We start from the raw sequence: 16,959 nt of genomic DNA, 5'->3' as shown, positions 1-16,959 counted from the left end.
CAGTCATCCCCAAATGATCACGCAAAAAACCAGACAATAACGTCCGACCCTCAACCTCACCGCTCACAGCAACGCCGTTCACAGTCATCGAAATCTTCATCAGATTTTCCTCCCTGAAATATTCTGCTCAACCGCCGAACAGGCGCTTGAACCATCCTTTTTTCTCTTCTGGTTGCGTATCGGCCTGAGCGGGCTCTGGCGTTGGCTCAGGCGCAACTGGCGCGGCCGACGGTTCTGGCGCGGCATCGGCAGATTTGGTCTGAGGCTCTTCCTCAACCGCATTCTGGAAATTCTCAAAGAACTGGTCCGCCATTTTCTTGGCCACACCATCAATGACCCGACCGCCAAGCTGTGCCAATTTCCCACCCACACGCGCATCGACATTGTAGGTCAACAACGTGCCTTCCGGGACGTCGGACAGGGTCACATCCGCAGCGCCTTTGGCGAACCCTGCGGCCCCCCCTTTGCCTTCTCCGGACAGCTTTACACTTTCCTGATCGACCATGTCAGACAGGGTTACTTCGCCCTTGAAGGTTGCTTTCACCGGCCCGACTTTCTGGACTACAGTGGCGGCAAAGCCGTCCTCTGCGGTGCCCGACATCTCTTTGCAGCCGGGGACGCATTCTTTCAGAACCTCGGCTGATAACAAGGCATCCCAGACCTTGGAACGTGGGGCCGCGATGACGCGGCTGTCATGAAGTTCCATGTCACTCCCTCCCGTATTTTTCGTTAAGCTACGCGGTGTTCCATCCGGTGCCTATAAGACCTTGGGTGTAGTCAGCGAAGTTTCGGTTGCAATTGGGTCGGCATCGCCTTTCTCAGGATGCACGCATTTTACGACCTTCCGCCAGTAGGCGCGGTTCCATTCACTTGCTAGGTTTTGTTAGATTGGGGCAACTTGTTGCAAAGGCCATTTCCAATGTTTGCAAACGCCGTAGGGCAAAATGACTTTGAAAACGTGCTGATCATCGACGATCATCCATTGTTTTGCGATGCACTCTCGATGACATTGCAGAGCGTTGCACATATCGGTGAAGTGCATACGGCTGACAGGCTTGAGCGTGCGCTGGAGCTTGTCAAAAGTGGCTTGAAGCCGGACGCGGTATTGCTTGATCTCAACTTGCCGGATGTTGACGGATTGGATGGGCTGGTGCGTCTCAGGGCGGTTGTCAATGCGCCTGTTATCGTCGTGTCGTCCATGACAGATAACAGGGTTGTCAGTCAGGTCATCCACGCCGGTGCGTCTGGTTATGTCCCGAAACATAGCCAAAGGGACGTGTTCCGCACCGCGTTCGAGACCGTACATTCCGGCAAAACCTTCCTGCCTGAAGGTGCCGTGTTGATTGACCCAGACGACGAGGATGAACAAAGCGATGCCGTTGGCCGTCTGGCAACATTGACCAACCAGCAATCGCGTATCCTGCAACTGATATGCGAGGGAAAATTGAACAAGCAGATCGCTTTTGACCTGTCCATCGCAGAAACAACGGTCAAGGCGCATGTCACTGCTATCATGCGGAAATTGGGCGTTCAAAGCAGAACCCAGGCAGTTCTGATTGCGAAAAAAGCGTCCTTTGCCAGCGTCTTGCAAGAGCAGGGCTAACCGTAATACCCTCAAGCCTCATCGCGTTGGGGAGGAGGCCCGATGGAGCAAGCAGTCGGGCGGCCTGAGACCCAGGCCCGTGCGTCCAGCATCGTTAAAACGGCATTTGTGCAATACGACGCGGACAACGCGATCGGGCAGCTTTCTTCGTTGCTGGGCGATGACGAACTGGCGCTTGTCATTCTCTTTGTCACTGCCAGTGCTGAGGCAACGTCTGTTATCGAAGAAGCAGCAGCGGTATTTGCCCCGACCCCAGTGGTAGGCTGCACCACGGCTGGAGAGTTGGCGGGGCAGGGCTATACCGAAGATCAGATCGTTGCCATTGGGTTGCCCGCCTCTCATTTTGCGGCGCGAACGGTTTTAGTGCCGGACCTCGACGCTTTTTCGGCGCCAGACATCATTCATGAAATGATCCGCAATCGAAATGAGATGACGGAAGCTGAACTTGATTGGCATCACGAGTTCACCTTTTTGCTGATAGATGGGCTGTCTACCAAAGAAGATGCCCTGACATCCGAGCTTGCGATCGGGCTTGGGCCGGTGCCTCTGTTTGGAGGGTCGGCCGGGGATGGAACACGGTTTGGAAATACCTTTGTCCTGTTTGAAGGGCAGGCGCATGAAAACGCGGCTGTTTTGACCCAGATACGCACACGTTGCCCGATCAAGGTGTTCAAAACGGATCACCTTGTTCCAACGACGCAGCGTATGGTCGTTACCGAAGCAGATCCCGCAAAACGCATCGTGCGTGAGATCAACGCAGAACCCGCAGCGCGTGAATATGCAAGAATACTGGGCAAAGACCCCGAGCAACTGAATACCTTTACCTTTGCCGCCCATCCGGTCGTTGTTCAGATTGGAGGCCAGCATCATGTCCGGGCAATCCAGAGGGTGGCCGGAAATGGCGATCTGGTGTTTTTTTCGGCGATAGACGAAGGGCTTGTTCTAACAATGGCCGAGCCAATGGACATGGCTGCGCATCTGGAACAGGAAATCGACGTTTTGAAACAGCAGGAACAGCCCGACGCCATACTTGGGTGCGACTGTATCCTGCGCAGGCTGGAAGCGCAGGAAAAGCAAATGACGGGTGCGCTGTCCAAAATTCTTTCGGACAACAGGGTTGTCGGATTTTCCACCTACGGAGAACAGTTCAATTCGATCCATGTGAACCAGACTTTGACCGGCGTCGCCATTTATCCGCCTGATGAGCCGTCACATGATTGAGACTCTGATCAACCCAGACGACCCGCTGGATCGTCAAAACGAAAAGCTGCTCAAGATAGCTGCGGCGCTGATGCGGCGAGTGGAGGAGTCCACTGACGCCAGCGGTGCCGCCTATGCGCAGTTTCAGCGCGCCGCGACTTTGGAACAAGAGGTTCGGGCCCGCACCTTGGACCTGGAACGCGCCCTTGAGCTGTTGAACGACTCTAACGCGAGGCTGGCTCAGGCCAATAAGGAAACGGAAGCCGCGCGCGCTGACCTCGCCAACGCGATTGAAACTGTCCAGGAAGGGTTTGCGCTGTTCAACCTTGATGAGGAACTGGTGCTGTGCAACAGCCGATTTGGTATGCACATGCCCGATATTCAGGGCCAGTTGTCGCCGGGCTTGCGGTTTACCCAATATGTCGAACTGGTAAGCCAGTCGAAATACCTGTCTCTGCCCGAAGCTGTATCTCCGCAAGATTGGGCGCATCGCCGAATGTCGCGTCATGCAGATGATCACGTCGTATTTAATGTGCGCCTTAACGGAAACCGCTGGACCCAGGTATCCGAACACCGGACGCCGGATGGTGGCACCGTCATTCTTCAGACCGACGTTACCGACATCATGCGGATCGAACGGAAAGAGCGGGATCGCATTCTGGATGACAAGGCCCGCCTGATCCGCGCAACGCTTGAGCATATTGATCAGGGTGTCTGCATTTTTGACTGCAAGCTCCGCCTGATCGGGTGGAACAATCGCGCGAGCGAGTTGCTGGCTATTCCCAACGCTCAATTCCAGATGGGTGCGCAGTTTGAAACTCTGTTCAACCGGCTAAGCGCAACGATCAGTTTTGAAGAAGGTGTAAGCGCAGCCGACTTGATCGCTTGGGTGAACCGATCCACAGAGCGACCTCCGCTTAGATTTCAGATGCATTCCGGCCGTTTCAAGATCCTCTCCGTCTTTGCGCAGGAAATGCCGGACAGGGGGTTCGTGATATCGTTCACCGACGTGACGGCGGAACACAGATCAGCTCAAGCTCTTTACGAAGCAAAGGCGTTGCTGGAACAAAGGGTAGCCTCGCGTACCGAGGAACTGGCGGATGCGCTGAACGAGGCAGAGCGGGCGAATGCCTCGAAGTCGCGCTTTGTTGCGGCGGCAAGCCACGACTTGCTGCAACCCTTGTCTGCGGCCAAGCTGTATGTGGCCACGCTGGGTAGTGGCTTAAACGAGGTCGACGCGCAAAACGTGGCTGCCAAGGCGGAAAGTGCGCTGAGCAGCGTCGAGCACATTCTCGAGGCGTTGCTGGATATCTCAAAGCTGGATTCCGGGCGTGCCACAGTACACCTGTCCACGCTTTCTATCGGTGAAATCTTCTCGCAACTCGAAGATTCCTTTCGGCCGGTGGCACAGGCAAAAGGGCTGGAGTTGCGCTTTGTTCACACGGATGCTCTGGTCAGGAGTGATGCAAGCTATTTGCGGAGGGTTCTCCAGAATCTTCTGTCGAACGCAATACGCTATACGGACGAAGGCAAGGTTCTGATCGGTGTAAGGCGTCGCAAGACGTCTGTTGTGATCGAAGTCTGGGACACAGGTATAGGCATCGCGGCGGATCAGCGTGACATCGTCTTTCAGGAGTTTCAGCGACTACATTCCGACGCAAGCGCAGCCGAGGGGATGGGTCTGGGTCTTGCCATCGTGGAACGTGCTTGCGGGTTGCTGAAGCATCCAATCCGGTTGAATTCTGAACTGGGCAAGGGCACCGTATTTTCGGTGGAAGTGCCGCTCGCCAAATCATTGACCGTCGCATCCGGCGAAGTGTTTGAACCAACAGAGACGGACCCCAAGACACTTGCCAGTACAATCGCACTTCTGATCGAAAATGACGAGAACCTGCGAGGCGCATTGACCATGACCATGGAGTCATGGGGCGTTCAGGTTTTGGAATGTGCAAGCGAGCAGCAGGCAACAAGCCTTTTGCGTGAGATTGGCATTTTGCCCGACATTGTCGTCGCTGACTATCAGTTGGATAATGACAAAAAGGGCACTGATGCCGTCCAAGCGTTGGTTGGCGAATTCGGGCATCTGCCGGCGTGCATCATCTCTGCCAACAGAAGTGCCTATCTGTCCCAAATCTGCGGGGAAGGGGGATATTCTCTGCTGCACAAGCCAATTGACGCCCACAAGCTGAAAGCTATTCTTGAAGCGTCTCTGACAGAGATTTCCTCTGGGTGACACTTTAGCTTTGCTGCCGCATCTAAAACCCACACTATCAGTCTATTGCTAAATGGACTGAGGTGTATCCCCTTGCTTCGCAGCAAGTAGAGGCAATGGCGTTAACCGAGGTTCTATCATCGTGTTGCGCCGATAAACCATCTCGATGCAGGGTTTGGTTGACCCGCGTAATTTGATCTATCATCCTGATCTGAAATTGATTTCCACATTGCGGCCAATCGCAAAGTTGTTTTGGTTAGGGTTTCTGGCATGCAACAAGCCTCGCAAAAACGATACTTGCTTGATACGCATCGGTCACGTGATCCCGATCAGACTTTACGGATCGTCAGACCGTACCTAAAAGAGATGGGTATTACCCGGATCGCCAACCTGACGGGATTGGATAGGATCGGCTTGCCCACGGTGATGGTTGCGCGCCCAAATTCTCGTTCGGTTGCGGTGTCGCTTGGAAAAGGATTGTCGTTGCAGGCTGCGCAAGCCTCGGGCGTCATGGAGGCAATCGAGTCTTGGCACGCCGAACGTGTTCAGTTGCCTCAGCGCGTTGCCCGTCATGCGGATCTGATCGTCGATAGTCACGTCGTGGACATCAACGCCCTTCCACGAGTGACCGGGGGCCGGTTCGACCCGAACCGAAGCATGCCATGGGTTCAAGGGCGTGACCTGAAAGGTGATCACGATTGTTGGGTGCCGTTGGAAATGGTCGACACGGATTACACTTCTGGGCCAAGCGCAGGTCAGGGTGCGTTTCCGCGCACGACAAATGGGTTGGCTTCTGGAAACAATGTTGTCGAAGCTACCTGTCACGCGATTTGTGAATTGGTTGAGCGCGACGCGACAACGCTGTGGCATCACAAGCCCGCAGGCTTTCGTCTGGATCATGAGACGGTTGACGATGCACGATGCCAAAAAGCGGTTCAGATGATCACCGAGGCAGGGTTGGAATTGGGGGTCTGGGATACGACATCTGACATAGGAATAGCCAGTTTTCGGTGTGTGGTCTGTGAACCTGACGGCCAGAATGGTCACATCGGAATTGGGGATGGCTGTCATCCTGACCGATCGATCGCACTGCTTCGTGCGCTGACCGAAGCGGCGCAAACCAGGTTGACCTATGTCTCGGGCGCGCGCGACGATTTGGATCCGTCAGAGTTCACCGATCAGGCGCAGACGGAGCGTTGTCGATATGTACGTGATTTGATTGATGGGGCTGCCCCAAAACAGAACTTTTTTGATTGCCCGACGTCTGAGACGGGGTCCTTTGATGAAGACCTCGAACTGATATTGCGTAAACTGGAGTCTGTAGGACTGTCTCAGGTTGTAAGAGTTGATCTTTCCCGGCCCGAGTTTGACATCGCGGTTGTCCGGGCGATTGTTCCGGGGCTGGAGGCGCCGCATGACGATCCGGATTATGTGCTCGGACCTCGGGCCCGGTCGGTCTTGGAAGGTCAGGCATGAGCATAGCGGTTTTCGTTGGCCCTACTCTGCCCCGCAATGAAGTAGTGGACTACTTGGATGCAACCGTCTTGCCACCGGTCCGGCAAGGCGACGTGTACCGGATCACCAGGGATCGTCCTCGGGCCATCGGGATCATCGATGGATATTTCGAGGGGGTGCCCTCGGTCTGGCACAAGGAAATACTTTGGGCTTTAGAGCATGGCATCCCTGTATTCGGCAGCGCCAGCATGGGTGCGCTCAGGGCGGCGGAGCTTGCCGATTTCGGAATGATCGGGGTTGGGCAGATTTTCCAGGACTACCTTTCGGGCGTTCTGCAGGACGATGATGAGGTTGCCGTTGTTCATAGTCCGGCAGAGCTTGGGTTTCAGCCATTGAGTGTTCCAATGGTGTCTGTTCGGACCACGGTTTCCAGCGCTGTCGCTGCTGAAATTGTCACCAGCGAAACAGCCTCGGCTATTCTGAGCACGGCCAAGTCCATGCACTATCGGCACCGAAATTGGTCGGATATCGGGAAAGCCCTCGGGACATGTTCTGGCATGGAGGAATTCAACGCGTGGCTGCCGGACGGTCAGGTAGATGCAAAAGCAAACGACGCACGCGCCATGCTGCAGCAGATGTCTGACTATCTGAGCGATCCCCCTGCACGCCAGCCGTCTGCGGCTCGAACCGAGCGGACCTTGGTCTGGAAGACGTTGCGCCAGCGTGTGGATTCCGAAGCTCGGGAAGGTCAGGCGGTAATCGACGAATTACGGTTGAACCCCGAGCTTTACACGACCCTGCGCACCAAAGCGGTGCTGAGCCTGCTTGCGCAAGAAGAAGCTGATCGTATTGAGCGTAAGCCGGACCGTGAAACGCTTGTGAAACTCATGTCGGATCATCGAAACAGTGCCGGGCTCACCCGCAAAGCCGACATGTTGAAGTGGCTGGAGGCCAATGACCTGAGCGTCGAACGCTATGAGGCGATTTTGACGAGTGCCGCGCATATGGATGCCGCCACCGAAGCCAGGATCGAAAAGCTGGATGCCCCCCTGCTTGCAGAGCTGCGTCGCATGGGGCGCTATGCCGAACTACGCGATCGTGCTGCAAAGAAAGCCAGCCTTCCTGAACGCGCTCAGCGCGAGGCCGGAGCGGATCGCTTGCAGATGCTCCTTTGGTTTTTTGAAAAAAGGCTTGACCGGGATATGCCGGATGATCTTGAATCCTTTGCATCTTCGCTGGGTCTGGCTGGGCGAGATGCACTTTATGATTTGATCGAAGCAGAGTTTGTTTATTGCCATAGTGATGTCGGCTCGACAGCACCGGACGGATGAAAATCCACCGACCTGACGCAGGAGGGCGCTTGATGGATTTACCTGAGACCAGTGAAGCCGAGGAGCCTGGAACTCGGTTTCTGTTGTTTCCCCAGTCGCCTTTCCTGGAATCGGACCCGCAATTGGAATTGGTTGAAATTTCCGCCCCACAGGGCAGCATCGGTCCGGGTCCCTCGGGGCCGCGGATGTATACGGTCAACCCGGTTGGCAAAACGACCCCATACGGTGCAATCGTACCCGGACCAGACGGACCAGGCATGTACCTGCCGCCGTGGAACGGGTACGTTCAGCCGCCCGCCATGCCGGATGAGGTTGGAAACTTCATCCATATCGATCCCACTGACCCGGCGTTTGAGGCGGCTCATCTATTCGGATCGGCCTATTTCACTATGGACGTCTGGCAGGGGTATTTCGACCGTCAGATCCCGTGGCACTTTGCGCGGGATTTTGATCGGTTGGAGCTGTCTTTGTTGCCCAGCCTCGACAACGCGCATATCGGCTGGGGGTTCTTGGAAACCGGGGGCACGCATGATCACGGCGATGAATACCGGCCATACAGCTTGAACTTTGACGTGGTCGCCCACGAAATCGGTCATGCCATCATATACAGCGTAATCGGCATGCCCACCGACGGGGACGCGACCGGAGAGTATTACGGTTTTCACGAATCCGCAGCCGATTTGGTCGCGCTGCTTGCGTCGCTGCATTTCGGGTCCGTCGTTGAAGCCTTGCTAGAGAATACGCGGGGTAATCTCTATACGTTCAATCGGCTGAACCGTTTCGCGGAACTGTCGGAGAACGCGCAGATTCGAACGGCGGCCAATGACCGCACCTTGTCCGAGTTCGCCGCCGGCTGGTCCAGTGAACACGCCCTGTCCGAGCCGTTGACAGGCTCCATGTTCGACATCTTCGTGGACATCTACCACGAACGCTTGTTGGTGCATGGTCTGATTTCGCCGGAAGAAGAAGACTTGTCGGACCAACTGGAGGACTCTCCTGACTATAGCGCCGTGATGCAGGGGATTTTTGACACGCGCTATGCCGAAAACCCCGAAGGCTTCCGCATCGCGCTGCTTGAGGCGCGCGATTATCTGGGCACCTATCTTGCAGACTCGTGGGAACGTTTGGATGCCGATATGCTAAGCTATTTCGGAGTTGAAAAGGCTTTGCTGGCCGTGGATCAGGAAATAACTGGCGGGGCGTTTCAAAGGATCATCCAAGGCAACTTCCGCATGCGCGATATCGGCGTGACAAGCGCCGGGCCTCGGCTGCCTGATCAGGACGAAGACAGCCACGCCAATTCTGTCCGAACACAGGTTCCAGGTTGATGGGCAAAAATCCTTTATTTTGAAGCGGTTTTATGGCATGCAGTCGTGGGATGATTTTTGTGGAATATTTTGGCTCGGTCGTGATCGGGTCGCTTAAATTTGGGAGACGAGGTCTGGGACTCCGTTTATCCCGAAATTGGGAGAGAATGATATGACCGAGTCATTGCTGAGTTTTTCTGAAGTGCTTTTATTTGGTAGAGTAATGGGCGACCTCAGTGTCGATACAGGTTTCGTCAACGTTCGGCTTGCGACGACAGCCAACATAGACATTTCAGACCCACAGCAAACTGTCGATGGAGTTGAGGTCGAAGAAGGTGACCTAATTCTGGTTAAGGAGAATCCAAAGAACCAAAACGGAATCTATGTTGCGGACGCCGCTAAGAACTTGAGCTATGCCGTTTACGTGCCTGAAAATGGTCAGGTGGCAGTGGATTTCGGAAACACGTTCACCGACACAGAATGGCGGCAGACTGACGCCGACCGAACGGATCAGACGTTCGACGAAATTGATGACAAGGCCCAGAAAAAGAAGAAAAAGGGCGGCCGCGCCAAAGGGCGCAACCAACTTTTGCGGTCCCAGTACTCACCTGACGCAAAGCTGGCTCGAATTTACGGCTTTGCCTATGAAGGAACCTACTACGAGTTGCCAGAACCGGTGATCTTCCTGGTGCACGGTCCTGGTGAAACGGCTGCAGCCGACAGCGGAGCCATGGCGCGTTCGCCAAAAAGCCCATCAGAATCAGGGGTGGCCTCTGCCGACTATCAAGTGGCGGATGACATTATGTATTGGCCCTACGACAAGGCCGACTACACCGTTCGTATGGATGTGATGTCCGGTCAGTTTGAACAGGTTCTGCTGGATATCTACTTTGGCTTCGATAGCCCGGCGATCAGCGGAGCTAAGGTTTCGGGCGCGAAAGTCAGCGGTGCCAAGGTCAGCGGTGCCAAAGTTAGTGGCGCCAAGGTAAGCGGTGCCAAAGTCAGCGGCGCGAAAGTGCGCGGTGGAGATTGAAGAACTCAAAGCCACGACACGCAAAAGGGGGCTGATTCAGGCTGAGCGCAGACTAGGGCGTTTAGCAATTCCTTGAGTTTCTAGGACACAGCCTCTTTATCGCGCGACGCCTGAACAGGAAAAAGCGCAACAGATCAGTCATCTACCCCAACAGGGTCACCGGATGCGGCTGGCGCGGCGGGCCGCCAGCGACTGGTTGGGCCAAAGCCTAGGGATGCGGTCTGATGCTGATCCGGCGGCAAAGGAAGGCGCGATCAACGCCAATAACTGTGAAGAAATGAACTACAGTTTGATCGTCGAGGCCGCCAACGGACCTATTACCGCCGATGCCGAAGCGTGTTTGGACAGGCGCGGCGTCGTGGTGTTGCCCGACCTGTATGTGAACGCAGGCGGCGTTGTTGTCAGCTATTTTGAATGGGTTAAGAACATTACCCACTTGCCCTTTGGCCTGATGGACCGGCGCCAGAACATCAGCTCGGGCGCTGCATTGGTCGCAACGCTGGAAGATATTGCGGGCCGTCCCCTGCAAGACACCCAACGCGTTCAGATCACGCGCGATGTCCGTGAGATTGACGTGGTTCGATCCGGCCTGGAAGAAATCATGTCCCGCGCCTTTGACGACATCATGGCCCGCAAACGTTCGCTGAAGGACGCGAACCTACGGACTTCGGCCTACGTGGTAACAATCGCCCGCATCGCCGAGTACTACAAAGCGATCGGGTTGTAAGACCCTCCAAGTGAAACCGGACCGGGCCGCCTAACGACCTGCAGGTTAGGCGGCCCGGTCTGGTTTCGTGTGTGTGAGTGTGAGTGTGGACTCACGTTGAAGCGCATAATGAGAATTATGTTAAAAGAGAAAACATGATCTGCTGATCATACCGCATGAAAGGCAGCCGCCCGACGTCGCACGCCAGCAGCAATGGCTTCCGCCAATGGCATTGGGAACCTATCCGGCAAGTCTGCTAGCGTCCTCTCCAAGGCGGGCTCAATCTCAGAGGCGATGCCCGCCAAGACCTCATCCGCCAACACCACACCAAAACCTGCCGCTTTCGCAGCCTGCAGGAAATGACGCGGCACCACTTCGTTGATCCGGTAGTGTCCGTCGATCGCCATCGCAAGACGCATCCGATTTTGGCGAATTTGACCGTCATCTACGGCTTTCTGGGCGCTCAGCACATCATAGAGCGGGGTCATGCGGAATCCGCCTGGACGCAATGCAATGCTGAAATTCTTGGCGTGCCCGTCTGTCGCTCCCAAGAGCCAAAACAGCACCTGTGTGCGGAAGAACGCGCTCTGATCTGCCTCGGGGTCATCACTAGCCGCTAGCAACCCAACGCCTTCTGAGATCCCTGGCCCACCGTCCATTTGGTATTTCTGGCTCGGCGGGACAGTGAGCGCTTGGCAAAAGTCTTCCTGCGGGAGGCGGATCAATCGACCATCCTTGGCCCAACGCCGATCAAACCGTGTCACAACAAGGCTCCGCACATCCTCGAAGTCGGCAATCTCGATCTCCGCCACCTCCATTCCCATAGCGCGACAAAAGCTCATGCAGAAATACTCGTTCTCGACGCTGTCGGATAGATCGATCCCTGCGGGCAGAACACCAAGCTGGGTTTTGAGGATATGGGTTGTAGGAGTGAGCCCGGACGGGCGGATCCACGCGCCATCGTAGCGCAGCAGCGCCGTTTTCTCCTGCGCCCCTGCTATGGAAATGCGGAAGTCGTCGTCTGCGTCCAAGCCAAGGGGGGCGCTCGCAAGGTTGCGCAGCATGTCAGCAATTTGCGCCGCAGATACGGGCTCTCCCTCGAGCGCACCAACCTCGGGCATCTTGCCCGAAACGAATTGTAACGCCCCCACGCAGTCACGCCCGATCTTCTCCAACATGTGCCACGCGTCGGTGCCGCCTGCATGTACCCGAGCGGCAACGCGCTCACGTATTGCCTGATTGTCCGGAAGCAGATTTTCCAGATAGGCAATGACAGGGCCGCCTCGATGCGCTTCTTCACGCAAAGGCAGTGACAACGAGATGGGCATGGCGTGCGCCCACGACAGCCAGTCCTGATCGTAGGCAAAGCTGATCGCTCCCGATCCAGCAAGACGCAAAATCCCCACCAACCGTCCGTTCAGGAATACCTGCATCAGGCCGCTACGCCCTTGTTTGGCCATCAGAAGATATCCTCGATCTCAAGCGAGCCACCGCGCTCCACCAAACGAAACTCAAGCCCAAGCGCAGCCATGACGGCGAGCACCGTGGCGAGCTTGGTTCCCGCATCGCCATTCTCGAGCGACGAAATCGTCGCGACACGCAAATTCGTGCGTGCGCTGATATCGCTTTGGGTCCAGCCGCGCGTCTTGCGCGTCCGGCGAAGTGCCTGGCCGATCTGCTCAGCCGTTCGTGCCGTGAGATCCATGACGTGGCTCCTTTTACGGCGCAGCGTAAACCATAGTAATTTACGTTTCAACGTAAAAATTTCTCTTTTACGCTACAGCGCAATACACTGGATGCGCTCAAGCTTATTGCCCAGCCGCGCGGGCCTGTTTCGGCCCTCATTGCAGGATATCGTCGATGCTTGAATGGCTTGTCTATTCCATTCGACAACCGCTCAACAAGCTGTGCACGGTGCGACTGTGACTATTTTGACTTTTGATCATGCGATCTCTCAAGCGCGTCCGGGTCAAAGTAGTCGTAGTCACCTTTCTTCAGCTTCACGACATCGTCCGGTGACTCCAATGCTTCAATTGCTTCGGGTTTTGGCCTTCGAAGCTCCGCAGCGGGCCGGTGCAACAACCGGGAGGAAATTGCCGCCATCAGCTCAATTCCAGCTTCTGATGGCTTCGGAAGCGTCAGACGTCGATCTTCAGGATTCTGGGCCAGGTCAATCAGTCCAAGGCCCTTTCTTTTTGGGGTGCCATCCGAGAGGAAGGAAATGTGCCTCGGGACATTGGAAATGCCAATCGACGAGGAAATCTCCCGCAAGGGTTGACCTTCGAAGCCAATCTCGAACTGCTTCAGGGTCACATACAGCAGCACGCAAAAAGATCCCAAAGACAATCCCTGCGAGCGTGTAGTAATCTCGTGAAGCGCTGGCAGAATTGATTGCTTCAGATGCTCAGCCAACAGTTCTGCTCGCTCGTCAGCATCCAACGTCACAGCGCGGTCCCTTTCCGCGGATAGCACATAACGACATGCGATGGCTTTACCGGTCCGTGAGGGCACCACAAAGCTCGAACGACGCCCCTCCTCCCTCTGTCGCACAAGCAAGTTAAGGCCTGGATCGGACCCCTTGCCATCTGCCAATTGCGCAATTTGGTGCGTGGCCTGCCCGTATTCGATTTCAGCGACTTCGGCCACCTCGCGAAACCCCATGGGCCGTGTCGACGCAGCGACAGTCAGCGCGGTCCGCATTTGGCCGATGGTCAAAGTTGGTTTGAACCGGCGAACAGCAAAGCAAGCCTGGCAAAAATTGGTGAACTCCGGCGACTCCCAGTCAGGAGACTGCGTTGGAAGGAAGAAGAAAAAGAAGGCGGAACCTCCATGCACAATCTTTTGAAAGAACTTTGAGACGCTAGCAGGCATTTTTTGCGGATGAAAGACTTTTTTCTTGATTGAAATTTGCGGACGATATACATCAAAGTCAATCGACCGCAAACTTGTAGTGAGATGTTGCCTCGTTCGGGGCTCATCGCCACACCAGAAGTGCGCAATCGAGCAGCAATAATTCGCGAACGCTCATCGCGATGAAAAATGAAAGATAAAAATGAGAAACTTCGACTACCTAAAGAACGTGCCCGTAGAGCTCGTAGTGGATCCTGAGGCCATCCGGCTCTTTGATCTCAGCACCGAACCGGAGGAACCTGCCGTCGCCACCGACGTCTATGATGGCACAACATGGCTCAGCGATGGGTGGAAACCCGTTCGGGTAAGAGCTCCCTTCTCTACTAGGTCCTGCAGATCCCGCGTCGCCGTGGCGCGCGATGTTCCGGTAATCGAGATATAGTTCTCAGCACTTAATCCCCCTTTGAACCCATCCGGTCCAACCTTGAACAAACGTCCGATTACTTTGCTTTGCCGGGCGTTAAATTGATTACGATGCCGGTCATAGAAGTGCGTCTTGGATATGAAGAACCCAACCCGCTCTAGAGTCACCTGCTGTGCTGTAAGGACTGTCTCGGCAAACCAAACGAGCCATGGCGTGATGTCCAGAGTCTTTTGATGGCGTTCGAGGAGATCAAAGCGGTCGGTCATGGCGGGCACTTCTTCGACACAGAGAACACGATAAAAAACTACAATACCGCGTTTTATGAGCCCATCGTCGCTACCGCCAAGAATTTTGGTCAGTGGGAAGAGGATGGCAGCCTGGACGCGACGCAACGCGCCCATCTGGTGTATAAGAAAGCCCTGGACGCCTATGAGCAACCTCAACTGGAGCCTTCGACCAGTGAAGCACTTGAAGCTTTTATTAAGAGGCGAGAAGAGAAGGGCGGCGCTCCAATCGATCTCTAGTTCAGTGACCTGACAAGGCTTCGCAACTGCGCCAGGTGCAACTATCCCATGCGTTTTTGCGGATCGCACTTACTTTTCCCGAGGCTTACAACTTGCATTCGATCACACCGCGCATTGGCTGACCTCTAGCCGGTCGACCGCACTTGGATCTTTCGCCCATTATGAATTGCATTGCTTTCGATGAACGGCGGCTTGTCCCGCCGCGCTGTAGCGACGTCCTTCGAGCCGTCGCAACGATGATATCTCTGCGAGCGCAAGCAGCAAAAAAACTGAATTCACAAGTTGGGCTCTGACGTTGAATCCGCCGCGCGAAGGACGAACGTCGGCTTAGTCAAAAATCCTTAGAGTGTCATTTCGCCCCGTACCGCAACGGACCCCTCTATTTCTGGTCCGCCCCACAAGGCGCCCCCAAAGGCGCAATCGCAGCGCCAATCGCGGCAGGTGATAACCGGGCTATCCTTTGGTTTCAGGCTGCGATTCAGCCTTGCCGCCCTGTGACGTGCACAGACCCTGAGTCGAACCCAATAGGCTCGCGCAGGATCGTTCTCTTTTTTGTGATTTAGAACCCGGCTTTTTTCAAACCTTCGACAAAATGTTGGGTGTCGTCTTCCAACCTGTCCGGCAGAACTTTGGCCCAACGCGACAATGAGAAATTTGGATGCGCTTCACGGTGTTTGTCCGCGATGAGGCGGGCCATCTCCATATTCCCCAACTGCGCGTGGCTTGCAGCCAGCATGCGCTGGCCCTCGGTCGGGTTGTTCATCTTGTTGACGGTCTCGATCACGTCTTCATAGCGCCGAAGATTGTAGTAGGCGCCGCCCAAGTGCCACAAGTATTGGTCCGGGAAATAGGGGTTCAAGCGCATCGCCTGCCGTAGATGAGTGATCGCTGTCTCGTTGTCCCCCGAGTGGGCCAGCGCATCCGCGAAGTCAGAATGCATATCAGCGTCATTGGGATTCAGCGCCAAAGCCCGCTGATAAGACTGTATGGCTGCGTCATGCTCCTTTCGGTACAGGTGCACATAGCCAAGCTCGCCGAACCCGCGGGCGTCCGTCGGATCAAGCTCAATCGCGCGCTGCGCGTAGGACAACGCCTGTTCAAACGCTTTCGAGGGGTCTTTGGTCCACGAATACCGCCAGTCAATGTTCAGGGTCCGCGACAGCGCAGCCGCGGCACGCGCGTATCCGCCGTCTCGTTCAAGGGCGGATTGATAGAAGTCATGGGCCTTGCGATTGTCGTTGCGTGTGTACTTGAAAATGTGGTGCTGACCCTGAAGAACCGAGCCATAGGCCGCAAGATCAGAAGGCACGGCCTGCACCATGCGCTGCTTTTCGTGTGACTCGATCATGACAGCGGTGGCGGCAACGATACATTCGGTGACTTCGTCGAGAATATCAAAGATGTCGTCGATCTTGCGATCAAAGCGCTCACCCCAAATGGTGCGTTCTGTGCTGGCATCCACAAGCTCGGCTGTAATCCGAATACGGCTGGCCGATCTTCGCACACTGCCGCGGGCGATGTAGCGGACATTCAAACGCTGCGCTGCTTCCTTTGGAGGCATTGACTGCGTTTTAAAGAAAAAAGACGAGTTCCGGGCAATGATAAACAGATTTCGGAACTTCGAGAGGTTCATGATGATGTCGTCAGTCAGCCCTTCGGCGATCCAACTGTCGGATTCATCGCCGCTGTTGCTGCTGAAGGGTAAGACGGCGACCGATGGGGTATCTGGTCGTTCAAGCAAATCCCCCGGAACGTCCGGGCGCATCGTGCCTGCCATGGTCGCGCCCGAAACTTCGCTGCGAACACAATACGCAGAAACAGGGTTCAAGATGTTTTTCAGGTGCTTCGGGCCGAGAAACTCGTACCCGTATCGCAGTCGATTACAGACCTGATCATAGACCGCCGAGCTGACATAGACACGTTCAGGTTCAGCGATTTCCTGAAGCCGCGCCGCGATGTTCACATTATCGCCATGTATCCCACGTTCGTCGATTAGGATTTCACCAAGATGAATGCCTGCGCGAAATTTGATTCGCTGATTCTCGGAACGCGTGTGATTGTGCTGGCTTGCGATCTGGTGCAATTCCACCCCGAATTCCACGGCGCTGGTGGCTGTTTCAAACAGCGCCAGTATGCCGTCGCCCCGCACTTCGACCACTCGCCCACTGTATTTGGCGCACGAGGCTTCAAGCTGAGAAATCAATGATTTCAAAGCGTTATAAGTATCCAGCTCGTTCTCGCTCATCAACCGGGAATACCCGACAACATCGGCGAACAAGACGGCGCCGAGCTTTTGAGTCATTTGAACGTTCAA

Annotated in this window: 14 protein-coding genes and 2 pseudogenes; 9 read left to right on the top strand and 7 right to left on the bottom strand. The window is 55.3% G+C overall.

The genetic code is table 11. The annotated features are described in order from the left end of the window. Positions 1–103 (bottom strand): annotated as a pseudogene (locus ACR0B7_RS12670) ((2Fe-2S)-binding protein); the annotation flags it as partial. Positions 104–127: 24 nt separating this feature from the next. Beyond that, a complete protein-coding gene (locus tag ACR0B7_RS12665; protein ID WP_170418821.1) occupies positions 128–706 on the bottom strand; it encodes an SRPBCC family protein in 579 nt (192 codons plus the stop codon). Positions 707–919: 213 nt separating this feature from the next. On the opposite strand from ACR0B7_RS12665, the gene ACR0B7_RS12660 reads away from it, so the two are divergent. From ACR0B7_RS12660 to ACR0B7_RS12625, 8 genes are all read left to right on the top strand, one after another. Next, positions 920–1,603 (top strand): response regulator transcription factor, encoded by a 684-nt coding sequence (locus tag ACR0B7_RS12660; protein ID WP_170418824.1) that lies wholly within the window; start codon positions 920–922, stop codon positions 1,601–1,603. A 42-nt stretch (positions 1,604–1,645) separates the two neighbouring features. Next, positions 1,646–2,824 carry an FIST N-terminal domain-containing protein gene (locus ACR0B7_RS12655; protein ID WP_170418827.1) on the top strand — a complete coding sequence of 393 codons (1,179 nt, stop codon included), beginning with the start codon at positions 1,646–1,648 and terminating at the stop codon, positions 2,822–2,824. Beyond that, positions 2,817–5,036 (top strand): PAS-domain containing protein, encoded by a 2,220-nt coding sequence (locus tag ACR0B7_RS12650; RefSeq protein ID WP_170486185.1) that lies wholly within the window; start codon positions 2,817–2,819, stop codon positions 5,034–5,036. Before ACR0B7_RS12655 ends, ACR0B7_RS12650 begins: the two co-directional genes overlap by 8 nt. Before the next feature lie 249 nt (positions 5,037–5,285). After that, positions 5,286–6,491: a YcaO-like family protein gene (locus ACR0B7_RS12645; RefSeq protein WP_170418834.1), complete on the top strand. Its 1,206-nt coding sequence runs from the start codon at positions 5,286–5,288 to the stop codon at positions 6,489–6,491. Next, positions 6,488–7,801 carry a TfuA-like protein gene (locus ACR0B7_RS12640; RefSeq protein WP_170571327.1) on the top strand — a complete coding sequence of 438 codons (1,314 nt, stop codon included), beginning with the start codon at positions 6,488–6,490 and terminating at the stop codon, positions 7,799–7,801. Before ACR0B7_RS12645 ends, ACR0B7_RS12640 begins: the two co-directional genes overlap by 4 nt. 32 nt (positions 7,802–7,833) lie before the next feature. Further along, the gene (locus tag ACR0B7_RS12635) at positions 7,834–9,129 is read left to right on the top strand and encodes a gluzincin family metallopeptidase (protein ID WP_480681604.1); all 1,296 of its coding nucleotides are present in this window, start codon (positions 7,834–7,836) and stop codon (positions 9,127–9,129) included. A gap of 151 nt (positions 9,130–9,280) precedes the next feature. Continuing rightward, positions 9,281–10,141, top strand: a complete 861-nt coding sequence (locus ACR0B7_RS12630; protein ID WP_170418843.1) for a pentapeptide repeat-containing protein — start codon at positions 9,281–9,283, stop codon at positions 10,139–10,141. A gap of 163 nt (positions 10,142–10,304) precedes the next feature. Next, positions 10,305–10,868, top strand: a complete 564-nt coding sequence (locus tag ACR0B7_RS12625) for a Rossmann-fold NAD(P)-binding domain-containing protein (protein ID WP_170418846.1) — start codon at positions 10,305–10,307, stop codon at positions 10,866–10,868. A gap of 146 nt (positions 10,869–11,014) precedes the next feature. Here ACR0B7_RS12625 and ACR0B7_RS12620 read toward each other — a convergent pair whose 3' ends face one another. The 4 genes and pseudogenes from ACR0B7_RS12620 to ACR0B7_RS12605 form a co-directional block, all read right to left on the bottom strand. After that, positions 11,015–12,307 carry a type II toxin-antitoxin system HipA family toxin gene (locus ACR0B7_RS12620; RefSeq protein WP_170560300.1) on the bottom strand — a complete coding sequence of 431 codons (1,293 nt, stop codon included), beginning with the start codon at positions 12,305–12,307 and terminating at the stop codon, positions 11,015–11,017. Continuing rightward, positions 12,307–12,552, bottom strand: a complete 246-nt coding sequence (locus tag ACR0B7_RS12615; RefSeq protein WP_170486189.1) for a helix-turn-helix domain-containing protein — start codon at positions 12,550–12,552, stop codon at positions 12,307–12,309. Before ACR0B7_RS12615 ends, ACR0B7_RS12620 begins: the two co-directional genes overlap by 1 nt. A gap of 221 nt (positions 12,553–12,773) precedes the next feature. After that, complete coding sequence (locus ACR0B7_RS12610; protein WP_170486190.1) at positions 12,774–13,790, bottom strand: MarR family winged helix-turn-helix transcriptional regulator; 1,017 nt, start codon at positions 13,788–13,790, stop codon at positions 12,774–12,776. 225 nt (positions 13,791–14,015) lie between these two features. Next, positions 14,016–14,375, bottom strand: a pseudogene (locus tag ACR0B7_RS12605) (DUF4172 domain-containing protein); the annotation flags it as partial. Here ACR0B7_RS12605 and ACR0B7_RS12600 point away from each other — a divergent pair. Beyond that, entirely contained in the window at positions 14,355–14,645 is a 291-nt protein-coding gene (locus ACR0B7_RS12600; RefSeq protein WP_480681600.1) for a trimethylamine methyltransferase family protein, read from the top strand. The pseudogene ACR0B7_RS12605 and the gene ACR0B7_RS12600 sit on opposite strands and share 21 nt — an antisense overlap. A gap of 559 nt (positions 14,646–15,204) precedes the next feature. Here ACR0B7_RS12600 and ACR0B7_RS12595 read toward each other — a convergent pair. Next, positions 15,205–16,947, bottom strand: coding sequence for an adenylate/guanylate cyclase domain-containing protein (locus tag ACR0B7_RS12595; protein WP_170417053.1), 1,743 nt, complete (start codon positions 16,945–16,947; stop codon positions 15,205–15,207). Between the last annotated feature and the right edge of the window lie 12 nt (positions 16,948–16,959).

The organism is Ruegeria sp. BB6, assembly GCF_056539385.1.
The sequence above is the reverse complement of the archived record's forward strand: the minus strand, read 5'-3'. Positions and strand labels throughout refer to the sequence as shown.